The 19,164-nt window shown below is 61.1% G+C and carries 22 protein-coding genes; 9 read left to right on the forward strand and 13 right to left on the reverse strand.

What is annotated here, in order from left to right:
- Window positions 1-177: 177 nt before the first annotated feature.
- Window positions 178-1,173, reverse strand: coding sequence for a sterol desaturase family protein (locus tag FHT28_RS02630; protein WP_168595491.1), 996 nt, complete (start codon window positions 1,171-1,173; stop codon window positions 178-180).
- A 232-nt stretch (window positions 1,174-1,405) separates the two neighbouring features.
- Here FHT28_RS02630 and FHT28_RS02635 point away from each other — a divergent pair, with 232 nt between their 5' ends.
- On the forward strand, window positions 1,406-1,891 hold the full coding sequence (locus tag FHT28_RS02635; RefSeq protein WP_168595492.1) for an HIT family protein: 486 nt from the start codon (window positions 1,406-1,408) through the stop codon (window positions 1,889-1,891).
- Between the two features lie 75 nt (window positions 1,892-1,966).
- Here the strand turns inward: FHT28_RS02635 and FHT28_RS02640 are convergent, their stop codons facing one another.
- Together FHT28_RS02640 and FHT28_RS02645 are read right to left on the reverse strand one after the other, a co-directional pair.
- Window positions 1,967-2,629: a GNAT family protein gene (locus FHT28_RS02640; RefSeq protein WP_047562480.1), complete on the reverse strand. Its 663-nt coding sequence runs from the start codon at window positions 2,627-2,629 to the stop codon at window positions 1,967-1,969.
- Between the two features lie 29 nt (window positions 2,630-2,658).
- Window positions 2,659-3,342 carry a pyridoxamine 5'-phosphate oxidase family protein gene (locus tag FHT28_RS02645; protein ID WP_168595493.1) on the reverse strand — a complete coding sequence of 228 codons (684 nt, stop codon included), beginning with the start codon at window positions 3,340-3,342 and terminating at the stop codon, window positions 2,659-2,661.
- Window positions 3,343-3,436: 94 nt separating this feature from the next.
- On the opposite strand from FHT28_RS02645, the gene FHT28_RS02650 reads away from it, so the two are divergent.
- On the forward strand, window positions 3,437-4,861 hold the full coding sequence (locus FHT28_RS02650; RefSeq protein ID WP_168595494.1) for a PLP-dependent aminotransferase family protein: 1,425 nt from the start codon (window positions 3,437-3,439) through the stop codon (window positions 4,859-4,861).
- A gap of 21 nt (window positions 4,862-4,882) precedes the next feature.
- On the opposite strand, the gene FHT28_RS02655 is transcribed toward FHT28_RS02650, so the two are convergent.
- From FHT28_RS02655 to FHT28_RS02675, 5 genes are all read right to left on the reverse strand, one after another.
- Window positions 4,883-5,464, reverse strand: a complete 582-nt coding sequence (locus tag FHT28_RS02655; RefSeq protein WP_168595495.1) for a histidine phosphatase family protein — start codon at window positions 5,462-5,464, stop codon at window positions 4,883-4,885.
- Window positions 5,465-5,637: 173 nt separating this feature from the next.
- Window positions 5,638-5,844: a hypothetical protein gene (locus FHT28_RS02660; RefSeq protein ID WP_168595496.1), complete on the reverse strand. Its 207-nt coding sequence runs from the start codon at window positions 5,842-5,844 to the stop codon at window positions 5,638-5,640.
- A complete protein-coding gene (locus FHT28_RS02665) occupies window positions 5,841-6,596 on the reverse strand; it encodes a COG4280 domain-containing protein (protein WP_168595497.1) in 756 nt (251 codons plus the stop codon). Before FHT28_RS02665 ends, FHT28_RS02660 begins: the two co-directional genes overlap by 4 nt.
- Before the next feature lie 144 nt (window positions 6,597-6,740).
- Window positions 6,741-7,631 carry a MurR/RpiR family transcriptional regulator gene (locus FHT28_RS02670; RefSeq protein WP_092573280.1) on the reverse strand — a complete coding sequence of 297 codons (891 nt, stop codon included), beginning with the start codon at window positions 7,629-7,631 and terminating at the stop codon, window positions 6,741-6,743.
- Window positions 7,632-7,785: 154 nt separating this feature from the next.
- Complete coding sequence (locus tag FHT28_RS02675) at window positions 7,786-8,823, reverse strand: LLM class flavin-dependent oxidoreductase (RefSeq protein ID WP_168595498.1); 1,038 nt, start codon at window positions 8,821-8,823, stop codon at window positions 7,786-7,788.
- Between the two features lie 211 nt (window positions 8,824-9,034).
- Between FHT28_RS02675 and FHT28_RS02680 the strand changes: the two genes are divergently transcribed.
- Window positions 9,035-9,412 carry a cupin domain-containing protein gene (locus tag FHT28_RS02680; protein ID WP_047562939.1) on the forward strand — a complete coding sequence of 126 codons (378 nt, stop codon included), beginning with the start codon at window positions 9,035-9,037 and terminating at the stop codon, window positions 9,410-9,412.
- A gap of 61 nt (window positions 9,413-9,473) precedes the next feature.
- Here the strand turns inward: FHT28_RS02680 and FHT28_RS02685 are convergent, their stop codons facing one another.
- Window positions 9,474-11,153: a phosphoethanolamine--lipid A transferase gene (locus tag FHT28_RS02685; RefSeq protein WP_244655173.1), complete on the reverse strand. Its 1,680-nt coding sequence runs from the start codon at window positions 11,151-11,153 to the stop codon at window positions 9,474-9,476.
- Window positions 11,154-11,382: 229 nt separating this feature from the next.
- Here FHT28_RS02685 and FHT28_RS02690 point away from each other — a divergent pair, with 229 nt between their 5' ends.
- Entirely contained in the window at window positions 11,383-11,769 is a 387-nt protein-coding gene (locus FHT28_RS02690; RefSeq protein ID WP_037195035.1) for a response regulator, read from the forward strand.
- A 12-nt stretch (window positions 11,770-11,781) separates the two neighbouring features.
- Here the strand turns inward: FHT28_RS02690 and FHT28_RS02695 are convergent, their stop codons facing one another.
- Both FHT28_RS02695 and FHT28_RS02700 read right to left on the reverse strand, forming a co-directional pair.
- Window positions 11,782-12,549 (reverse strand): phosphatase PAP2 family protein, encoded by a 768-nt coding sequence (locus FHT28_RS02695; RefSeq protein WP_047638724.1) that lies wholly within the window; start codon window positions 12,547-12,549, stop codon window positions 11,782-11,784.
- Window positions 12,550-12,761: 212 nt separating this feature from the next.
- Window positions 12,762-13,139, reverse strand: a complete 378-nt coding sequence (locus tag FHT28_RS02700; protein ID WP_037195031.1) for a VOC family protein — start codon at window positions 13,137-13,139, stop codon at window positions 12,762-12,764.
- Window positions 13,140-13,281: 142 nt separating this feature from the next.
- Between FHT28_RS02700 and FHT28_RS02705 the strand changes: the two genes are divergently transcribed.
- The 3 genes from FHT28_RS02705 to FHT28_RS02715 are packed head-to-tail and all read left to right on the forward strand — an operon-like array spanning window position 13,282 to window position 15,199.
- Complete coding sequence (locus tag FHT28_RS02705; RefSeq protein ID WP_092573276.1) at window positions 13,282-13,470, forward strand: hypothetical protein; 189 nt, start codon at window positions 13,282-13,284, stop codon at window positions 13,468-13,470.
- Window positions 13,471-13,512: 42 nt separating this feature from the next.
- Window positions 13,513-13,911 (forward strand): YciI family protein, encoded by a 399-nt coding sequence (locus tag FHT28_RS02710; RefSeq protein WP_047562501.1) that lies wholly within the window; start codon window positions 13,513-13,515, stop codon window positions 13,909-13,911.
- 25 nt (window positions 13,912-13,936) lie between these two features.
- Window positions 13,937-15,199, forward strand: coding sequence for an RNA polymerase sigma factor (locus FHT28_RS02715; RefSeq protein ID WP_168595499.1), 1,263 nt, complete (start codon window positions 13,937-13,939; stop codon window positions 15,197-15,199).
- Between the two features lie 45 nt (window positions 15,200-15,244).
- Here the strand turns inward: FHT28_RS02715 and FHT28_RS02720 are convergent, their stop codons facing one another.
- Window positions 15,245-16,645: an MFS transporter gene (locus tag FHT28_RS02720; protein WP_168595500.1), complete on the reverse strand. Its 1,401-nt coding sequence runs from the start codon at window positions 16,643-16,645 to the stop codon at window positions 15,245-15,247.
- 120 nt (window positions 16,646-16,765) lie between these two features.
- Here FHT28_RS02720 and FHT28_RS02725 point away from each other — a divergent pair, with 120 nt between their 5' ends.
- A complete protein-coding gene (locus FHT28_RS02725; RefSeq protein ID WP_168595501.1) occupies window positions 16,766-17,761 on the forward strand; it encodes a LysR family transcriptional regulator in 996 nt (331 codons plus the stop codon).
- A gap of 16 nt (window positions 17,762-17,777) precedes the next feature.
- Window positions 17,778-18,296 (forward strand): GNAT family N-acetyltransferase, encoded by a 519-nt coding sequence (locus FHT28_RS02730; RefSeq protein ID WP_168595502.1) that lies wholly within the window; start codon window positions 17,778-17,780, stop codon window positions 18,294-18,296.
- Between the two features lie 72 nt (window positions 18,297-18,368).
- On the opposite strand, the gene FHT28_RS02735 is transcribed toward FHT28_RS02730, so the two are convergent.
- Window positions 18,369-18,830: a cupin domain-containing protein gene (locus FHT28_RS02735; RefSeq protein WP_168595503.1), complete on the reverse strand. Its 462-nt coding sequence runs from the start codon at window positions 18,828-18,830 to the stop codon at window positions 18,369-18,371.
- Window positions 18,831-19,164: the final 334 nt, after the last annotated feature.

The following is a 19,164-nucleotide window of genomic DNA, read 5'->3' on the forward strand; positions in this document are numbered from 1 at the left end:
GGTAACCCCCCCGGGTGCCTTTTTCAATACACGTTAAATGACAATATCCACTCGAATTGAAATGGATTTACGTGCTTTGGCCCGGCCGGGATTCGTGGCAGCCGATGCCCTTTGCTGAGCGAGTTCGACATTTTTCCCACCCGGAAATTCGGATTGGTGCAACGAACCGGAGGGGGGCTAGCTGGATTTGCGGATCGGTTCGTTGGCCTGCTCGCGGGCGGCAGCCGCCTTTGCAGCCAGCTCTTCCTTGTCCCGCAATTCCTTCGGCTTCTTGCCGATAATCTGCTTGGCGCCCTTCTTGGAAAAGGGTTGCACAAGCTGGGCGAGGAAACTGTCGGCGACCTTGCCGGTGATGCCGATGTCGGTGGAGGAGGGGCGGGGCGGATTATAATAGGTGCCGAGGATCTGGTCCCAGATGACAAGGTTCTCGCCGTAGTTGGTGTTGCCCTCGGCAAGCAGCTTGGAGTGATGCCAACGGTGAAGGCGCGGAGTCGACAGGATCCAGTCGAGCGGACCGGTGCGCACATCGATGTTGCAATGGGTCAGAAGGCCGATAAAGGCCGTGACGGCGCCGATCCACAGGAAGACCGGCAGCGGCGCGCCGAGCAGATAGAGCGGGATCTGGCTGAGCGCGATCTTGAACAGGCTGTCGATGATATGAAAGCGCCCGGTATTGATGACCCATAGGCGTTCGACGCTGTGATGCAAGGCATGGAAACGCCAGAGCGACAGGTGCTCGTGGGCCAAGCGATGGGCGAGATAGAGGCCGAATTCGGCGATGACGAGTCCCAGCACGACCTGCAAGGCCATCGGCAATTGATCCGGCCAGATATTTGCCTTGTGGCTCAGGAAAGGTTGCGCAACGATTGCCACCGCCATCGGAAATGACGTGCCGATGGCCGCCGCGATCTGTACGGCACCCTTGCTCAGCAGCGTATGCGCGAGGTTGTTGAACGTCTCGCCATCGGCATCGAGCCAAGTCTCCTCATAGGGCATGAGCCGCTCGAAGAGCGCGATTGTCGCAACGACCGAGAGATAGACGACATTGAACCACAGCAGATGCATCTGCGAATGGAACGCGAAATACGAACCCGTCAGTCCGGCGCAAAAGATGGCCGGCCACAACAGGGATGAAACAGCAGCGTAGAGACGCGAACTGCTCTGAAATGTCATGCCACTATCCTCGGATCGTCATCAGGTGGGTTGGCGCGAATATAGGCGATATGTACCGTGATGATTGCGGCCACGGAAGCGGAATCTTGAGTGGAACAGAAGTGTTTTTGTTTCATTATATTGCTGACACCGATCGAGTTCGCCATCCTCGGTTGCTCCACGTCGGGAATCCGGCTCGTCCAACGACTGTTCTAGGGAAGGCTGCCCTGACGGCAATGAAAAGGTGTCGGAATTGGATATTCCTTCCAAGTTCAGAATTCACGAGACCGAACATTGGCTCGTGAACCATCGCATTGACACGGTCCTGCCGGGTTACCTGATGGTCGGCTCCAAGTCGGGAACCAACGCGTTGTACGATCTGCCGACCGGAGCGCTTGTATCGCTTGGGCCTCTCCTTGCCAGGGCGCAGCGGGAAGTCGAAACCCTGCTTCGTCCCAAGCGTGTCTATATCGGCCGTTACGGTCATTCGCCGGGGCATCCGATCCATTTCCATATCATACCGGTCTATGATTGGCTTGAGACCCTGTTCTGGAAGGATGAGCGCTATCGAGCTCTCGCCTCCTTCGGCAGGCCTGCTGCCGAGCCGGAGACGGATGGGGCCGAGCTGACATTTTACATCTGGCGGGAGTTTTGCGAAGCACCAAATCCACCGCAGGTGACGGGGCCGATGGTTTCGGATGTTGTCGAGCTGATGCGAAGCGCGTTCTTGGTTGCATAGAGGAAACCGAACGCGTCGTGTGCTGCCGAAAATCCCTTTGGCATCGAAACACCACGCCAGAGGGGCTCTGGCTGGTTAGCCGAACGTCAGCTTGCTCTTCTGCTGCCCGACTTCGTCGAAATTCTCGGGGCTAAGCCAGCGCTCATATCCGGCCTTCAGTCTCGGCCAATCGGCATCGATCATCGCGAACCAGGCGGTGTCGCGGTTCAGGCCCTTGGCGACCATATGCTGACGGAAAATGCCCTCGAAGGTGAAGCCGAAGCGTTCGGCGGCACGTTTTGACGGTTCATTGAGATTGTTGCACTTCCATTCGAAACGGCGGTAGCCGAGCGTATCGAAGACGTAGGATGCAAAGAGATAGAGGGTTTCGGTGGTCGCGCGGCTGCGGGCGATCGCCGGCCCCCAGAGGATGCTGCCGATCTCGATGACGCCGTGCGTGCTATCGATGCGCATCAAGGCCTGGCGACCTTCGGCACGGCCTGTCCGCTTGTCGATCACCGCAAAGAACAGGGGATCCGTGCTGGAGGCAGATTTTTCGAGCCAGGGAGAAAAGGCAGCATAATCGGCAGGCGCATCCTCGAACAGATAGCGGAAGCGATCCTCGGCGCCGGGAGCCTGTGCCGAGGCAAACAGCTCCGCGCCGTGGCGCGCCGGATCGAGCGGTTCGATCCTCACATAGCGACCTTCGAGGGTGATTCTTTCAGGGCGTGGCACGCCGCTCCAGTTGGCAAGATCCATGTCAAAGTCCTTTGGTCATCAAATGCAGTTCAGCGAATCCGGCCCGATCCTATCAGGTCCGAGAGCGATTGCGGTAGCGCGATCCCGTCGGGCATGCCGGGCGCGGCTTGCGCCGGGGCCAGCTGGCTTCTTATGGGCAGGACGCCGGCCCAGACCGGGTAGTCCGCTTCGTCGATGTCGCCCGGCGGGCCGTTGCGGACCTTGGCAGTCGCCTCGTCGATTTTCATCCGCAGTACCGATGTCGCCTTCGCTTCCTGCCCCGTCATCGGCCTCAGGCTGTCCCAGCGGCCGGGAAACAGGTCTTCGATAAGGCGGCGCAAGGCATCGGCTTTCTCCTCGACGTCATCAACCAGGCGTGCCGTGCCGAAGACCATGGCGGAGCGGTAGTTGACCGAATGATTGAAGGCGGAGCGGCCGAGCACATAGCCGTCCATGATGCTGCAGGTCAGGCAGACTGGCATGTCTTCCGCCGCACGCAGGAAGCGACTGGCGGCCGAGCCATGCCAATAGACGTATTCGCCTTCGCGCCAGTGCAAGGTCGGTGTCACATACGGCGCACCATCGATGACATAGCCGACGTGACAGAGAGGAGAGGCATCCAGAATGGCGTGGACTTCGGCGCGGGCGTGGCTGCCGCGGCGGGGGCTGCGCCGCACGCGGCTGCGCTCAGTGGTCGGGTAGTCTTCTGTGGCGGGCGGATAGTGATCGGCCATGTCTTCCTCATCGATTGATCGTTGATCTCTGCCAGCAAAGAGGTAGGCTATAAACAGCCAGTTTCTCGATTTTTAACAGACCAGTTGGAGCTTGATGACATCTGTAGCGCAATGGCCGGCGCTCGACCGGACCTCGGGTGATCTGGAAGGGCAGGTCTATCGCGTGATGCGCGACCGTATCCTTCATGGGCAGATGCCAGCGGGGCAACGCGTGCCCTCGACGCGGGCGCTGGCCATCTCGCTCGGTGTCGCGCGCTCAACCGTAGTCAACGCCTATGACCGCCTGAAGGCGGAGGGCTATCTGCAATCGACGACAGGTGCCGCAACCCGCGTTGCGGCTTTCTCGACGCCACCCCTGCAGGGGCAGGTCGCAGCGCCACCGCCCACCTCGCTCCAGACCACAGAGTTCGCCACGGGTGGGTTGTTCGCGCCCGGTGTGCCAGATGTCTCCGCTTTCCCCCATGCCGCCTGGGCGCGATGTCTCGGCGCCCGCGGCCGGTCACTTCGGGTGCATGATCTCGGTTATGGCGCCCATGGCGGCATTCTAGAATTGCGCGCTGCAATCCTCGACCATATTTCGGCGACGCGCGGCGTGATCGCCCGTCCCGAACAGGTGTTGATCGTGCCTTCGACCGGCGCGGCGATCAGCCTGCTTGCGAGCGTTCTGCTCTGGGCAGATCATCCGAACGGTGGCTTCGCATGGATCGAGGATCCCGGCTACGCCACCGCGCACGCATTGCTCCGGATGGCGGGTGCCGCTCTGGTGGCTGTGCCCTGCGATGAGGAAGGGATCGATATTGCCCGTGGGGACGGACCGCCGCCGCGGCTGATCTACGTCACACCCTCGCATCAATATCCGACCGGCGTGACCATGAGTCTGTCACGCCGCCTTGCGCTACTCGAATTTGCCCGCGCCACGGGCGCGATCGTGCTGGAAGACGATTACGACAGTGAATTTCAGTATGCCTCCCGCCCGATCGCCGCGTTGCAGGGCATCGATCGTGGCGAAGTGGTCGCCTATCTCGGCACATTTTCGAAAACGCTCGCGCCCGGTCTGCGCGTCGCCTATGCCGTTGTGCCTTCCAGGCTCGTGGCGACCGTCGAGGCAGCGCAACGGCTGAGAGGGGCGGTCGTGCCTGTTCATATCCAGGCAGCCCTTGCCGACTTTATCGACGAAGGTCGGTTTCGCGCGCATCTCAGGCATATGAATGCCGTTTACGCGGAACGCATGGCCGCTGTTGTCTCCGCCCTCAATCGTCATTGCGGCGCGTGGCTTGATGTCGGCGAAGGCAACGGAGGCCAGCAACTGGCGAGTTGGTTCCGGGACATCGCCGTCGATGACGTCGCGGCCGTTCGCTCCATCAATTCTCACGGCTTCGCATTGCGGGCCATGTCGTCGCTGCATCTCGGGCCATCGCGGCCGGGGATGTTGTTTGGTATCGCCCGCATGGAGGCTGCTGCGGCGAATGCGGCGGCGGAGAGGATTGCCAGGCTGCTTGCGATGTCGGCAGCTGACTGAGACGCGGAGTTGGTGTGTCCTTTAGACCTGGTTCCAGCGACGGATGACCGGCTCGGTCAGGTCGTGTTCGTAGCCGAGCACGCTGATGCTTGTCGTGTCGAGCACCAGGCGTGCGCCGTCTTGCGGGGGCAGGCCGACCCAACGGGTGGCAAAGACCCGCAGGAAATGGGCGCTGGAGAAGATCAGGACGGAGCCGTCGATGGCGCGAAGTTCGCCGATGATCCGGTCGGCGCGCGCACCGACATCGGCTGCCGTCTCGCCGTTCGGGCAGCCGTCGCGGAAGAGTTGCCAGTCGGGGCGTTCGGCCAGGATCGCCTTGGTGGTGATGCCCTCATAGGCGCCGTAGTCCCATTCCGCCAGATCGTCCTTGACAATGCGCCGACCGCCGAAACCCGCCAGCGCGCAGGTATTCTGGGCGCGTTGCGACGGGCTCGACCAGACAGCGGCGAAATCGATGGCAGGCAGACGCCCGGCGACTTTGCGGGCGGCTTCTTCGCCGGCGGCGGTCAAAGGAATGTCGGTTCGGCCCGTGTGCCTGCCGGAAAGGCTCCACTCCGTCTGCCCGTGCCGCACCAGATAGACTTCGGGATGGGCGCTGCTCATGTGACCGTTTCTCCAATTGGCTGATGATGCCGAATTCTTCGCATCCGCGAAGGGTCCTGTCGAGGGGCGAGATCCGGCGACATGCGCGACAGTGGTGGGCTTGGCGGAATTCGCGATTGAGGAGGTCATATTCCCCTGCAGGCCCGAAGAGGCTCGCAGGGGAACATGAAATATCACCGCTTCACCGCACGGCGGACGCTGTAGAGCAGAATGGCGAGGCAGCCGAACAGCAGGAGAACTGCCCCCGCGAGCGGCGGCATGGCGAGAAATTCAACCGCGCCCGCAATTACGAGGATGAGGATCAGGCAGAGGGTCGCGAGGCTGCCGTCGTCGATGAACATGCCGATGAGCTCGGACAGGGCGATACGGAGCACGGTCATTGGGCTGCCTTTGCTGTGGGCGTGCCGGTGGAGCCGCGCAGGCCGCGAAGAATGGCGAAGGAGGCCAGCGAAACGATCGCAAAGATGGCGATCAAGGCGAGATCCGCGCCCGGCCAGCGAGTGCCGATGCCTTCACCGGTCCAGAAAATGCCGAAGCTGGTGAGCATCAGGCCGACGACGAATTTGAGGGTATTTTCCGGCACGGTGGCAAGCGGACGATGCACCAGCAGCCCGATCAGCATGACCAGAACGAAGGCGGCAAGGGCGCCGAGACCGGCATAGAGCGTCAGGCCATGCGCGCCGCCGACGGCGATGACGATGAAGACCACCTCGACGCCCTCAAGCAGCACCGCCTTGAAGGCGGCGAGGCCGGCAAGGTAGTCGGCGCGGCGATCCGTGGATTGCGCTTTCAAGGATGCGGTCTCCTTCGAGAAGGCCGCTTCCTCGTCATGCAAGGCGATGACGCCCAGGGACCGGAGAATGGCTTTGCGCAGCCAGCGCATCCCGAACAGGATCAGGAGAACGCCGACGACGAATTGCAGCGTTGCGATGGGCACGAGCGCCAGCAACGGCCCGAAGATGAGGACGAGGGCCGCCAGCACGGCGAGCGCGAGCGCGGCACCCGTCAGCGCCGGGCGCCAGCTACGCGTGACCCCGACAGCAAGGACGATGGTGAAGGCTTCCACGACCTCGACGAAAGAACCAAGGAAGGATGCCGTCACAGTGGAGAGAATGGGTGTGAGGCTGCTCATGAAACGATTCCCGAATGACGATGAGGACTTTGATTTCGCATGGTCTTCTCCGTAGATTTTCTTCGTGCCCTGGGTTAACTTGCGCCCGAGGCCGAATGGCCGCCGCATGATGCGAGCCTTGGCTCGCACCGGACGCCTCGACGTTCACTTCCGTTTCCTTGTGCCGCGTTTGCTCCAGGCCTTATCGATAGAACCGCGCAGCATGCTGAGTTGATCAAGGCTATCGAGGGCTGCTTCCTTGTTCCTCGCTGCCAGTGCAACGATCATGGCTTCGATCAGAACCATCGTGCCGCCATGCATGGCGAGATGATCGGCATTGCCACGCGGCAGGGGAAGGATCTCCGCCACCTTGCCTGCAACCAGCGGGCCGAGGTCGTCGCTGATCAATATGACCGGCACGTCATGCCGAGCGGCGTGATCGAGGAGGATATCGACTTCGCGATAGAGCGGCGCATAGGCCATCATCAGCACCGCATCGCCTTTGCCGACCCACAGGAGGCGATCCGCCAAGGCAATGCCCGAGACGGAGAGGGCGTTCGTCGGCAGGCCGATGCGGTTGAATTGCAGGCTGGCATAGTCCGCCATGGCGCCCGAGGGGCCGATACCGAAGACATGGCGCCGCGCCGCGCCAGCCAGAATATCGATGCAACGCTCAAAGCTTACGGTGAACTGCTGATCCCGCAAAGCCTCCAATGCCTTTTCGTGGATGCTCATCACGTGGCGAAGCGCATCGCCACCCGTCTCGGCCAGCGTCCGCTCCATCCGGTCGCCGGGTGATGGCATGCCCGTCAGTTCGGAGAGCAAGGCGGCACGCAGCGCAGACAGGCTTTCGAAGCCAAGCGCACGTGCGGTGCGCACGACGGTCGCGTCGCTGGCGCCGGCACGCTCGGCAATCTGGGCGGCGGAATTCAGCAGGACCGCCTGCTTCTGGTCGATGAAGAAACGGGCGATGCGCTGTTCCGCCGGGGCGAGCGCATCGAGCGCTGCGAGAACCCGGCTTTCGAAGGTCTGCCGCTCCTGCGTCTTCTCCGTCATTCGTGCAATTCCGTTTCGTAGTAAATGCTACTCCTATTAATATTAGTAGCATTTACTACTTAGTGATGACAACAGGATTCAGCACATGCCTCGCCGCGTAGCGAAGCATGTGCTGTTCCAGTCGATCACGGAAGGCGGCTGGGTCGGTCTTGAACTATGCCGCCAATGCCGCGCGCACGGCAGGGATGACCTTCTGGCCGTATAGTTCGATGCAGCGCATCAACTTGTCGTGGCCGAGCGGACCGGCGCTGTACTTCAATTGAAAGCGGTTGATGCCGAGCGTCTTGATGACCGGGGCGAGCTTGGCGGCGACCGTTTCCGGCGAGCCGACATAAAGCGAACCTTTTTCGATCTCGTTTTCGAATTCGTTTCGGGTCATGGGCGGCCAGCCGCGCTCGCGACCGATCCGGTCGCGCATAGCCTTGTAGCAGGGCCACAATTCCTCGCGGGCCTGATCGTCGGTGTCAGCGATATAGCCCGGCGAATGGATGCCGATCGGCCTCACAGGCTTGCCCAGTTGCGCGAAGGCCCGATGATAGAGATCGACGTAGGGCTGGAAGCGATAGGGGCTGCCGCCGATGATCGCCAACATGAGCGGCAGATCATATTGGGCGGCACGGACAACCGATTCCGGGCTGCCGCCGACGCCGATCCATGTTTTCAGATGGCCGCTCTCGATGGTCGGGAAAACCCGCTGGTTTTGCAATGGCGGGCGGATGCTGCCCTGCCAGGTCACCGGCTCGTTGGACAAAAGCGCCGCGAACAGGTCCAGCTTCTCCTCGAAGAGCTGTTCGTATTGCGACAGCTCGAAGCCGAACAGCGGGAAGGATTCCGTAAACGACCCCCGGCCGAGGATCACCTCGGCCCGACCGTTCGAGATGGCATTGAGGCTGGAGAAGCGTTGGAAGACGCGGATCGGGTCATCCGAGCTCAGAACAGTTACGGCCGATCCCAGATGAATGTGCGAGGTGCGGCTGGCGATGGCGGCCAGTATGGTCTCGGGCGAGGAGACGGCGAAGTCCTCACGGTGATGTTCGCCGATGCCGAAGAAATCGATGCCGCGCTGATCGGCAAGGACGCCTTCCTCGACGACGTTGCGGATGACTTGCGCGTGCGGCAGCGGCGCGCCGTTGTCGTCAAAGGTCACGTCGCCGAAGGTATCGAGTCCGAATTCGACATTATTTGTCGTCATGATTTTTCCCGTCGTCTGTCCAAATAATATTGAGGGGGCATGTAGCGCCGTTCCGGATCGTCAACTACCCGGAAAGTTTCGGCTGAAACCTTCGAGGAATTCGATATGGCAATGGCAATCGACCGCATTCCGCAGTGTCGGCGTTGCGTTCGGCGATACTGCCTCCAATATTAGCTTCGACATCAAGCTGCTTGGCGAGAAGGAGGAGCGCATGATCACGCTGAAAAAGGTCAATCTTACCAAGGCTTTTGCAGCCTTCGACGAGGCTTGGAGCCCGCGCGTCGGTGGCGACATCAACGATTTTCAGGTCAAGCTCGTCAAGCTGGATGGCGCCTTCCATTGGCATCATCATGAAGCGGAGGACGAGCTGTTCCTGGTCGTCAGGGGCACTCTGCGCATGAAGCTGCGGGAGGAAAACGGCGGCGATATCGTCCTCGGTCCGGGCGAATATATCATCGTGCCGCATGGCGTGGAACATTGCCCGGTCGCAGAACCGACGTGCGAAGTCGTGCTCTTCGAGCCGAATACGACGCTCAATACGGGCAATGTGGAAAACGAGCGGACGATCCGCCAGCCTAAGCGACTTTGAATAATCCCAATTGTTTGGCAGCCCCACCGAAACGGGGCTGCCGGCTACTGAGGGCCGCGTATCACTTCTGCGCCAGCTTGTTCGACGGCGTGCGGCAGGCGGCAAATACGTCCAGGCTCGGATCGTAGACTTTCGTCGATATGTCCATCATCCCAAGAACACTATGGAAGATGTTGTCGTGCGAGTGCGTGCCCTCAGGCGCGCGCTTGGACAGACAGGCCATGTCGTAGCCGCCCGCCTTTGCCAGATCGTCGGCCATCCACACCAGCATCGGCACCTGCGTCTGCTGTACAGGCGCGATGATATAGGGCGCGCCATGCAGATAGATGCCATTCTCACCGAGCGACTCGCCGTGATCCGAGAAATAAAGGACAGCTCCGGACAGCGAGTTCGAGCGCTGCTTCAGCTTGTCGATGATCATCGAGACGATATGATCGGTGTAAAGGATCGTATTGTCGTAGGCGTTGGTGATTTCTTCTTGCGAGCAGGAGCCGAAGTCGTTGGCGCGGCAATCCGGACGGAAGCGGCGGAACTCCTCGGGGTAGCGTTGATAGTAGGCCGGGCCATGGCTGCCAAGTTGGTGCAGCACGAGGACGCTATCGCCCTTCACCTTGTCCAGCCAGCCATCGACCTTGTCGACGAGGATTTCGTCCTTGCATTCCCCGTCCTTGCAGAAGCGGGGATCGTTCGAGGGCGGCAGATAGGTGTAGGGGACGCGATCGGTTACATTGTAGCTGCCGGTGTCATTGTCCAGCCAAGTCACGCCGACCTTGGCATGGGTCAGCACATCGAGCAGATTTTCCGTCTCCAGCCCCTTGCGATGGCTGTATTCCGCCCGCGTATAGACGGAGAACAGGCAAGGTATCGAGGTTGCAGTCGCCGTGCCGCAGCTGCTGGTATTGGGGAAGTAGACGACATTGCGCTTCGCCAGCTCCGGATTGGTCATCTTGGCATAGCCGCCGAGCGAAAAGTTCTGCGCGCGCGCGGTTTCGCCCGCCACGATGATCGTGACGCGCGGCTTGCCGTTATCAACAACGCCGACCCTGCGGGCGTCCGTCCCCAATGGGCCTGCGACGACATTTGCATCCCTTTGCGTGTCAATGGCGTAGCGCACCACGCTGGTGATCGGCATGACCGGATTAAGGGTATCCATGAGGTCGCGATGGGCACGACCGACGCCAGCATAAGTCTTGTAGAAGGTGGTGCCGGCAGCGACGAAGACGGCGACGCAGGCGAGAATGACGGCGGTGTTATGGACAAGCTTCTTGAAAATGGGGCGATGGACGATCCGCACCCAGATGATCACCAGCGAGGGCAGAATGCCCGTCAGCAGCACATGCATCGCAAAGCGCGCCGTGATCAGGTGTCCGGCTTCAGCGCCCGTCGACACGGCGGCATTGCGGATCATCTCCTTGTCGATGATCACGCCGAACTGATCGTTGAACCAGGAGGATACCGACGCCACAAGCACGAAGAAGATCAGGACGGGTTTCGTGACATATTTCGCGGAGAACAGCGTGAAGAATGCAAAAATGCCTGCAGAGATACCGGCCACGAAGGCAATGAAGGCAGCAGGTTCGGTCGTGAAATAGCTGTAGGCCTTGGTCCAGAACATCTGGTTCGTCACGAGAAGTACATAAAGAGCGACTATAAGGCATAGCGTAACACTGCCGATGGCCGGCCTGACGAAATGTCGGCCAGAAGATATATTTTTTTCGTTCAATGGTTTTCTCCGAGGCATGTGCTGTCGGCGGGGCCGGAAAACCCGGTGGCGCAAGGCGCAGGTTCGCGTGTTAAAGCCGGCGACCATGGCGGCCGTTCCTGACAAATACCTGAACGACAGACGCTTGAACACAGCTGTTTTGTGGCCGCCGCCTATTATCTTTGCTTTTTGCCGCGCCGACGTCTGAATTTCAGGTCGCCGTCAGAAATCCTCATCATAGCTCCTTGATTGCAATGAGGGAGCAATCGTGCGGGTCTTATTGGTCGAGGACAATCCCACTATCGGCAACGCGATACAGGATCATCTGTGCGCGGAAGGCTGGTCGGTGGACTGGTCGATGACTCTGGAGTCCGCAACGGCCGCCGTCACGGCTCGAGCTTACAACGTCATTCTTCTTGATCTCCGATTGCCCGATGGAAGTGGCCTCACATTGCTAAGGCATGCGGAAGCACGGGCGGATTCGACGCCGGTGATCGTTATGTCCGCCTATGATCAGCTGTCGGATCAGATGACGGCGATGGGTATCGGGGCTGTTGATTATCTCGTAAAGCCTTTCGGGCTTGCCGAGATGACAGCCCGCATCCGCAAGGCAGCTAGGCTCAGTCGCCTGATTCGTCTGCGCAATGCCGGATGAGCGGTGCTGTTTTCAAGATTGGGTGGATGATCCCGAGCGCGTGAAATCCATGACAGCCATCGCAGCCGCAAAGACCACCAACGACAGAAGCCAGCCGAGGACAGCGTCCGACAGGTAATGGGCGCCCATGAGCACGCGCATTATAGGCATGATTACGGAGACGATGGCGAGTGGGATACCGATCGGGAGGCGCCAGCGCTGCGGCAGCAGCAGCACCAGACAGAGGAGCCAACCGCCGGACGAAGCTTCTCCAGAAACGAAGGAGCAATTTCCCAGGCACCGGCCAGCGAACGAACCTGCCTGGACGAAATCCAGTCCGCCGCCAAAGAGGTCCGTGCTGCGCGGCCTCGGTCTGCCGGCATATCCTTTCAGGAACGTATTGACGATCAGGCCGCAACCGATACCCAATGACAGCAGGGCGGCGATATACTGATCCGTTTTCAGCGTTCGCCGACGAGCGCCGTGTTTGCGCCAGAACATGACGAGGATAGCCAGCAAGACAACGACGGCAATATAGGGAAGGGCCAACGTCACATCACGCAGCGCTTCGATAAGGGGATTTCTCGCAAGAGCAAAGGTGCCGCAGATTTTGCCTGCGGCACTCGATGATGCGCAGGGCGCGGCCGTGAAAACGCTCCGAGCTACCCACAGGTCGATACCGGGGAAGCGATTGAAGACGAGCAGCAGCAGCCACCAAAGCGCAAATAGCGCCAAAAATGCCGCGAGGGGTGTGCCTACCGACGTCGTGCGTTTTGTGTATGCAAGGTCACTGTCGTACATCGGCCGGCCACTGTCATAAACAAATCTAAGACAAGCGCCCACCAGTGTTTTTGTAAATCACCGCCATAGCCGCCTCACGGCGGCCCTTACAACAGAAGCCTGACAGCAACCTGAAAGATAGAAATGCCTGAAAAAATCCATTAGCTGGCTAAGTGAATCCGAGGTTGAGTCGGCGGATTGGCTGCATTTCGCCGCTTATTGCGGATTGCCGTCTATTCGCCGACCTTGAAATAGGCCTCCAGCCGATAGCCGTCGGGATCGATCACGAAAGTTGCATAGTAGAACTGGCTGTAATCTGGCCTTATACCCGGCTTGCCGTTGTCTTCGCCGCCATTGGCAAGGCCGGCGGCATAGAAGGCGTCGACGGCTTCCCGGCTTGGAGCGACGAAACAGAAATGCAGGCCGGAACCGCGATCGGCGGGCACCGGCCGCTCCACTTCGCTGACCCAGAACTGGGGCCGTTCCGCGCCATAACCGATGGTGCCGTCGAAATTGCTCAGGCGTTCATAGCCAAGCGTCGAAAGTGTTGCGTCGTAAAACTGCTGCGCCCGCGCCAGGTCTTTGACGCCGATCGAGATATGGTCGAACATAGAAACGAGCTCCCGCCGTGTTGTCTGCGGAGCATTACGGAAATCCGTGCAGCTGGGGAAGCGTCGGATATTCCAAAGTCCGCAGGTCCAATTTGGCCCCACCATCTTGCAACGATTGTGGGAAGTCAACAAAGGCAATGCGATGGATCAGGATGTCGCCCAGTCCAGCCTCTCCGGTTCCAGGCAAGTTGCTTCGATGCTGTCGATATTGGTAAATTGGCCGGCCTGGAGGTTCGATTTTCTGTCGTTCGGAAGCGATCGCAAATTTTTTAAAAGCGCCTGTCGATTTTCCGATGGCCGCTTCGTCGTCAATATGAGCGGGTTCATTTGAGCGGCAATGGTGCCGGCGGCTCGTTTCTGGAGGAATCGTCCCATGCGTTTCATGTCTATCGTCACTTCTACCGATTTCATGCAGCCGACACCGGAGCTTCTCGATGCCATAAACAAGCTTGCCGATCGGGAGATCAAAGCCGGTCGCATGATCGATACGGCGGGCTTGATGCCGCTTGCGACCGGCGCTCGCGTCACCATACGGGATCGCGAGCTGAGCGTTGTCGACGGGCCTTTCGTGGAGGCCAAGGAAGTCGTCGGCGGCTATGCGATCTTCGAGCTGCAGAGCAAGGAAGAGGCCGTGGCGCTGGCGGTCGAGTTCATGCAGTTGCACAAGGATTTCATGCCGGGCTGGGAGGGAACATGCGAAGTGCGCGCCTACTTCGAACCACATGCGGAGGGTGTATGCGATCCGCTCCCCCATGCGGCCGTCGGGCACTGATGATCTGCAATCGGGAGAGGCGGCCGTGACGGCCGTCGGCACCCATCGGACGATCCTCGCCGTGTGGCGGATCGAGCAGCCCAGGCTGATCACGAGCCTGGCGAGGATGCTGCGCGATGTTCCGCTCGCCGAGGATCTGACGCAGGAGGCTCTGGTTGCCGCCCTGGAGCGCTGGCCGGAGGCGGGCATCCCGGAGCGACCCGGCGCCTGGCTCATGGCGACGGCCAAACGCCGGGCGCTTGATCATTTGCGCCGTCGTCAGATGCTCGATCGCAAGCACGACATGATTGTTCGGGACATGGAAGAGGATCAGCAAGTCATGCCGGATCTCGATGCCGCCCTGGATGATGATATCGGCGATGAAATGCTGCGGCTGGTTTTCACTGCTTGTCATCCGCTGCTGTCTCGCGAGGCGCGCGTCGCGCTGGCCTTGCGGATGGTCTGTGGACTGACGACGGAGGAGATCGCCAGAGCGTTTCTCCTGTCGGAAGCGACGATCGCCCAGCGCATCGTCCGCGCCAAGCGGACGCTTTCGGACTCGGGACTGTCTTACGAAACGCCGCATGGCGAGGAGCTGTCGCGGCGATTGGCCACGGTGCTGGAGGTCGTCTATCTGATCTTCAATGAAGGTTACACGGCGGCGCGGGGTGAAAACTGGCTGCGGTTGCAGCTCTGCAACGAGGCGCTGCGATTGGGCCGGGTGCTGACGTCGGTAGCGCCGCAGGAGCCGGAAGCGCATGCGCTGCTTGCCCTGATGGAATTGAATGCTTCCCGCGCGGCGGCGCGGACGGACGCCACCGGTGATCCGATCCTGCTGCTCGATCAAAATCGTGCGCTTTGGGATCAGTTGCAGATCCATCGCGGTTTGCAGGCGCTGGCGCGGGTGCGGGAACTGGGCGGCGCCGGTGGCGTCTATGCCCTTCAAGCGGCGATTGTCGCCTGCCATGCGAGGGCTCACACAGCCGGGGAAACCGATTGGAGACGGATTGCCGAACTCTATGCGGAGCTCGCCGCGATCCTGCGCTCTCCGGTCGTGGAGCTCAACCGCGCCGTCGCCATCGGCATGGTCGACGGCCCCGAGGCGGCGCTGGAGCTCGTCGAGCGACTCGCGCATGAGCCCGCATTGAAAGGCTATCATCTCCTGCCCAGCGTTCGCGGTGATCTTCTTTATAAGCTTGGCCGGTATGACGAGGCGCGTTGCGCCTTCGAGGCGGCTGCGGCGCTTGCCGGAAATGAGAGAGAGCGGGATTTGCTGATGCGTCGGGCTGCTGAAGCAGCGTCCGCCTGAAAGGAATGAACCCGCTCTTTGACGAGCGGGTCGTGGTGTTTTGGCCTATTCGGCGGCTTGGTAGTTTGCCGCTCTTGCCGCAGATGTCCGCGGGCCGACGGCGGCGAGCAGCGTGATCGCGACAGCCAGGATCGTCACGAAGCCGATGCCGGCGATATAGGGGTTCCAACCGTAGCTGGGGGCTGCGCCGAAGACAGCCGAGGCTGCCGCAAGGATAATACCGCCGCCGATCTGGAAGGAGGCAAAGAGCATGCCCGAAGCCAGGCCGGACTTATCCTCTTCGATATCGGACAGTGCCGCGACCTGAATGGACGGATAGGTCATGGCATAGCCGACGCCGAGCAGGAGTTGCGAGATGGCGACCAGCACGATCGTGTCGATCTGGCCGACCGAGAGCACCCAGAAGAGATAGCTGATGGCTTGTAGTCCGACGCCGAACGTCATTAGCAAAGTCGTGCCGCGGGCCTGCCCGATCGTGGCGAAGAGAGGGGCGAGGAACATCACGCAGACGCCACCGAGGGCGAAGGCGAAGCCGGTGGCGAAGGCCGACCAGCCGACGACATTCTGGTAGTAAAGCGTCGCGATGAACTGGAAGCCGACATAGGCACCCTGGAACAGCGCAGCGACGGCATTGGCGTGGCTGAGCTTGGCGCGCCGGAACATGGCAAGCGGCACCATGGGGTCTGCATGGCGTGACTCGACCAGCAGGAACAGCAGGATCAGCGCCAGTGCCGCCACCAGCGATCCCCAGGTGAAAAATGCCTGCCAGCCGTCGGCCGCGGCGTTGGTGACGCCGAAGACGAAGAGCAGCAGTCCGGGGGTGATGGTGATTGCGCCTGCCCAGTCGAAGCGGGCGCGTGGGCCGCTTCGCTTGTGATCGGCAGGCAGGACGAAGGGCGCGACAATCAGCGCGAGGATGGCGACGGGAGCACCCATGACGATGGTTGCGCGCCAGCTGATGATGGTCGCAGCACCACCCAGCACCATGCCGAGCACGAAACCGGCGGCGCCTGTCGAGGAGAATACGCCGAGCGCCTTGGCACGGGCGTTGCCTTCTCCGAAGACGGAGAGCAGCAGTGCGAGGGCTGCCGGCGCGGTGAAGGCGGCGGCGATGCCCTTGATCAGGCGTGCGGCGATCAGGGTCGGCGCGCTATCGACGAAGCCGCCGGCAATGCTCGCGGCAGCAAAGACGCCGAGCGACCAGAGAAACACGCGGCGGTGGCCGAAGAGATCGGCAACGCGGCCGCCGAGCAGCAGGAAGCCGCCATAGCCGAGCACATAGGCGCTGACGGCCCATTGCAGCGATGTCGCCTGCATGCCGAGCTCTTTCTGGATTGCGGGCAGGGCCACGCCAATGGTGGAGACGTCCATGGCGTCCAGGAAGTTGGCGGCGCAAAGCAGCAGCAACGCCAATCCAGCCCCGCTTCGGGTTTGGGAAGAAGTCATCGGGATCGTTCCTTTCTGTGCTGCCGCCTCTTGGGAGGTTGCAAACGGCAGGGAACGAGAAAATGTACACGTTCAAACCCTATTGCAAATTGATAGTAACCATGTCAGGTATTACTGGCGATGATGAATGATGCAACGCTTCGAAAAATCGATCTCAATCTGCTGCTCGCCTTTTCCGTGCTGATGCAGGAGCGGAATGTGAGCCGCGCGGCCGAGCGCCTGTTGCTGGGTCAGCCGGGCCTTTCCGCCGCGTTGCGCCGGCTGCGCGAGACGCTGGATGACGAATTGTTCGTGCGCGTCGGGCGCGGTTTGCAGCCGACGCCGCGGGCGCTTTCCATTGCGCCGGCGATCGAGGATGCGCTGTCCGGCATCGAGCGCGCCATTCGTCCGCCGGCGGCCTTCGATCCGGCGGACTGGCAGGGCGAGTTCCGCGTCGGCATGTGCGACAATCTCGAATCGTCCTTCTTCGGGCCGCTGGTGGCGCGGCTGCGTGAGCTGGCGCCGAATGCCCGGCTGGTCAGCGTGGCGTTCGATAAACGCGATGCTGCGCGCCTGCTGGACGAGGGCGCCTATGACTTCAGCATCTCCGTGCATGACGAGCCCGCCTCCTGGCATATTCGCGCGCCGTTGTTCGAGCAGGCATCGCTCTGCATCTACGATCCCCGCCATCTCAAATGCCCCGCGCCGCTCACACTGAAGCAATTTGCCAGTGCGCCGCATGTGACCGTCTCCATTGAAGGCGCGATATCCACAAACGTGGATGCCGCTCTGGCGCGCCTCGGTTATCGTCGCCAGGTCGTGGCGACCGCGCCGCGTTTTTCCGCTCTGCCGATGACATTGCGGGCCATTCCGGCCATTGCGACCATCCCGGAATCCATCGCCCGCTGCATGGCGCAGCTGCATGATCTGACGGTTTCGGTGCCGCCATTCGAACTGCCGGCCGACCCGGTGACGATGCTGTATCGGCGCGTCGATCAGGCCGACAGCCGGGCGGTTTGGTTGCGCCGCCTGTTCGTGGACGTGGTAACTGAAGCGCTGGAGGCGAGCGGCTGCAGCATAGGCGTTTCCACGGCCGCCTGCTGCTACGACCCGCCGACCCTGGCCGAGGCGGTGTAACCCGAAGGCGGTCTTCATGGTGCGGCACACTCAACGTCTGTCTTTGCGTATGCCGGAAGACCGGGATCTTGCCTTCGTCACGTCACTTTTTGCCCGTCCCGAGCTTGTTGCCCATCGACCGAATCCGACGCCGGATTCACCTGAGGAGAGTGCCCGGCGCCTTTCCCGTGACCGGGCGCACTGGCGTGTGCATGGATTTGGACGCTGGACGATCGAGGCTGAAGGGCAGCCGATCGGGTTCGGTGGCGTGACCGTCTCGAAGGAGTTCGAGGGGCTCAATCTTTCCTATCACCTGCATCCCGATTGCTGGGGACGCGGCTATGCCACGGAACTGGTGAAGGAGGCTCTGGCCTTTTCGCGCGACGACTTGCTTGCCGAGCGAGTAATCGGCCTCGTTCGACCCGTCAACGCGGCTTCCCGGCGCGTGCTCGAAAAATGCGGTTTCGACTTCGTGCGGGAAGTGATGCTGCATGGCGCGCCGACGCATCTTTTGTCCTGCCGGACGACCCGCGTGAGTAGCGGCATAGTCGAATAGATCGACCTCACGGCCAGGATGTCGTCATTATTTCCCATCCGGGCACGCCGTCGCCGCATTGCGCGCCGCGGCCTAGCCGTCGGGATAGGGCATGCCATCCTTGTGCACGAACCGGCCGTCGGTGCTGGAGCTCATCATGTCGATGTCGGAGCAGGTGATGAGGTCGGTCGGCGAGCGCGCGCCGGCTTCGAGATAAACCGCCGTCGTGTCCGACTTGTTGATCATGTGATGGCCGTTTCCGGAGCCCTTCGGGAAGGCGGCGCAATCGCCGGCGCGCAGCACCGTTTCGCCGCCATCCTCAACCAGCGTCAGCTCGCCCTCCAGCACATAGACGAATTCGTCTTCCTCCGAATGCCAATGCCGCTGGCTCGACCAATTGCCGGGCGGCAACCGCATGAGATTGACCCCGAAACCCGTAAGGCCGCCGGCATCCCCCAGCCGCTGTCGGATGCGCTCGGCACAGGGGGCGTTGAATGGGGCGGGGTAGCGGGTGCCTTTGTGTTTCGGCACGGCTGCAATGTCGATCTTCGGCATGGGAGGTGCCTATGATTTGTTTGGGGGGCGGTGTGGAGGAGAGTTTAGCAAAGCGCGGTGCTCGTAGTCTAGCATTGCGCCCTGAACGCTAACATCGTTTAGTTCGGACTGACTGTCACAACGATAAACCAAAGGAACTGTGAATTGTTGACCACAATTGGAAAGTCGCGCACGCCACCGGATACGGTGCTGCGACCTTTGGAACCACGGGGCGGCCATTTCCTGTCCAGGATGAAGACGTCATAACCATCCTCAATCTCGATCCGAACATTTTGCAGTGAAAACCACGGCGTACCGGCGCATCGCAGCGCTCCGGATAATGAATCACGACCCC

Source organism: Rhizobium sp. SG570 (assembly GCF_012275345.1).
GTDB classification, from domain to species: Bacteria; Pseudomonadota; Alphaproteobacteria; order Rhizobiales; family Rhizobiaceae; genus Rhizobium; species Rhizobium lusitanum.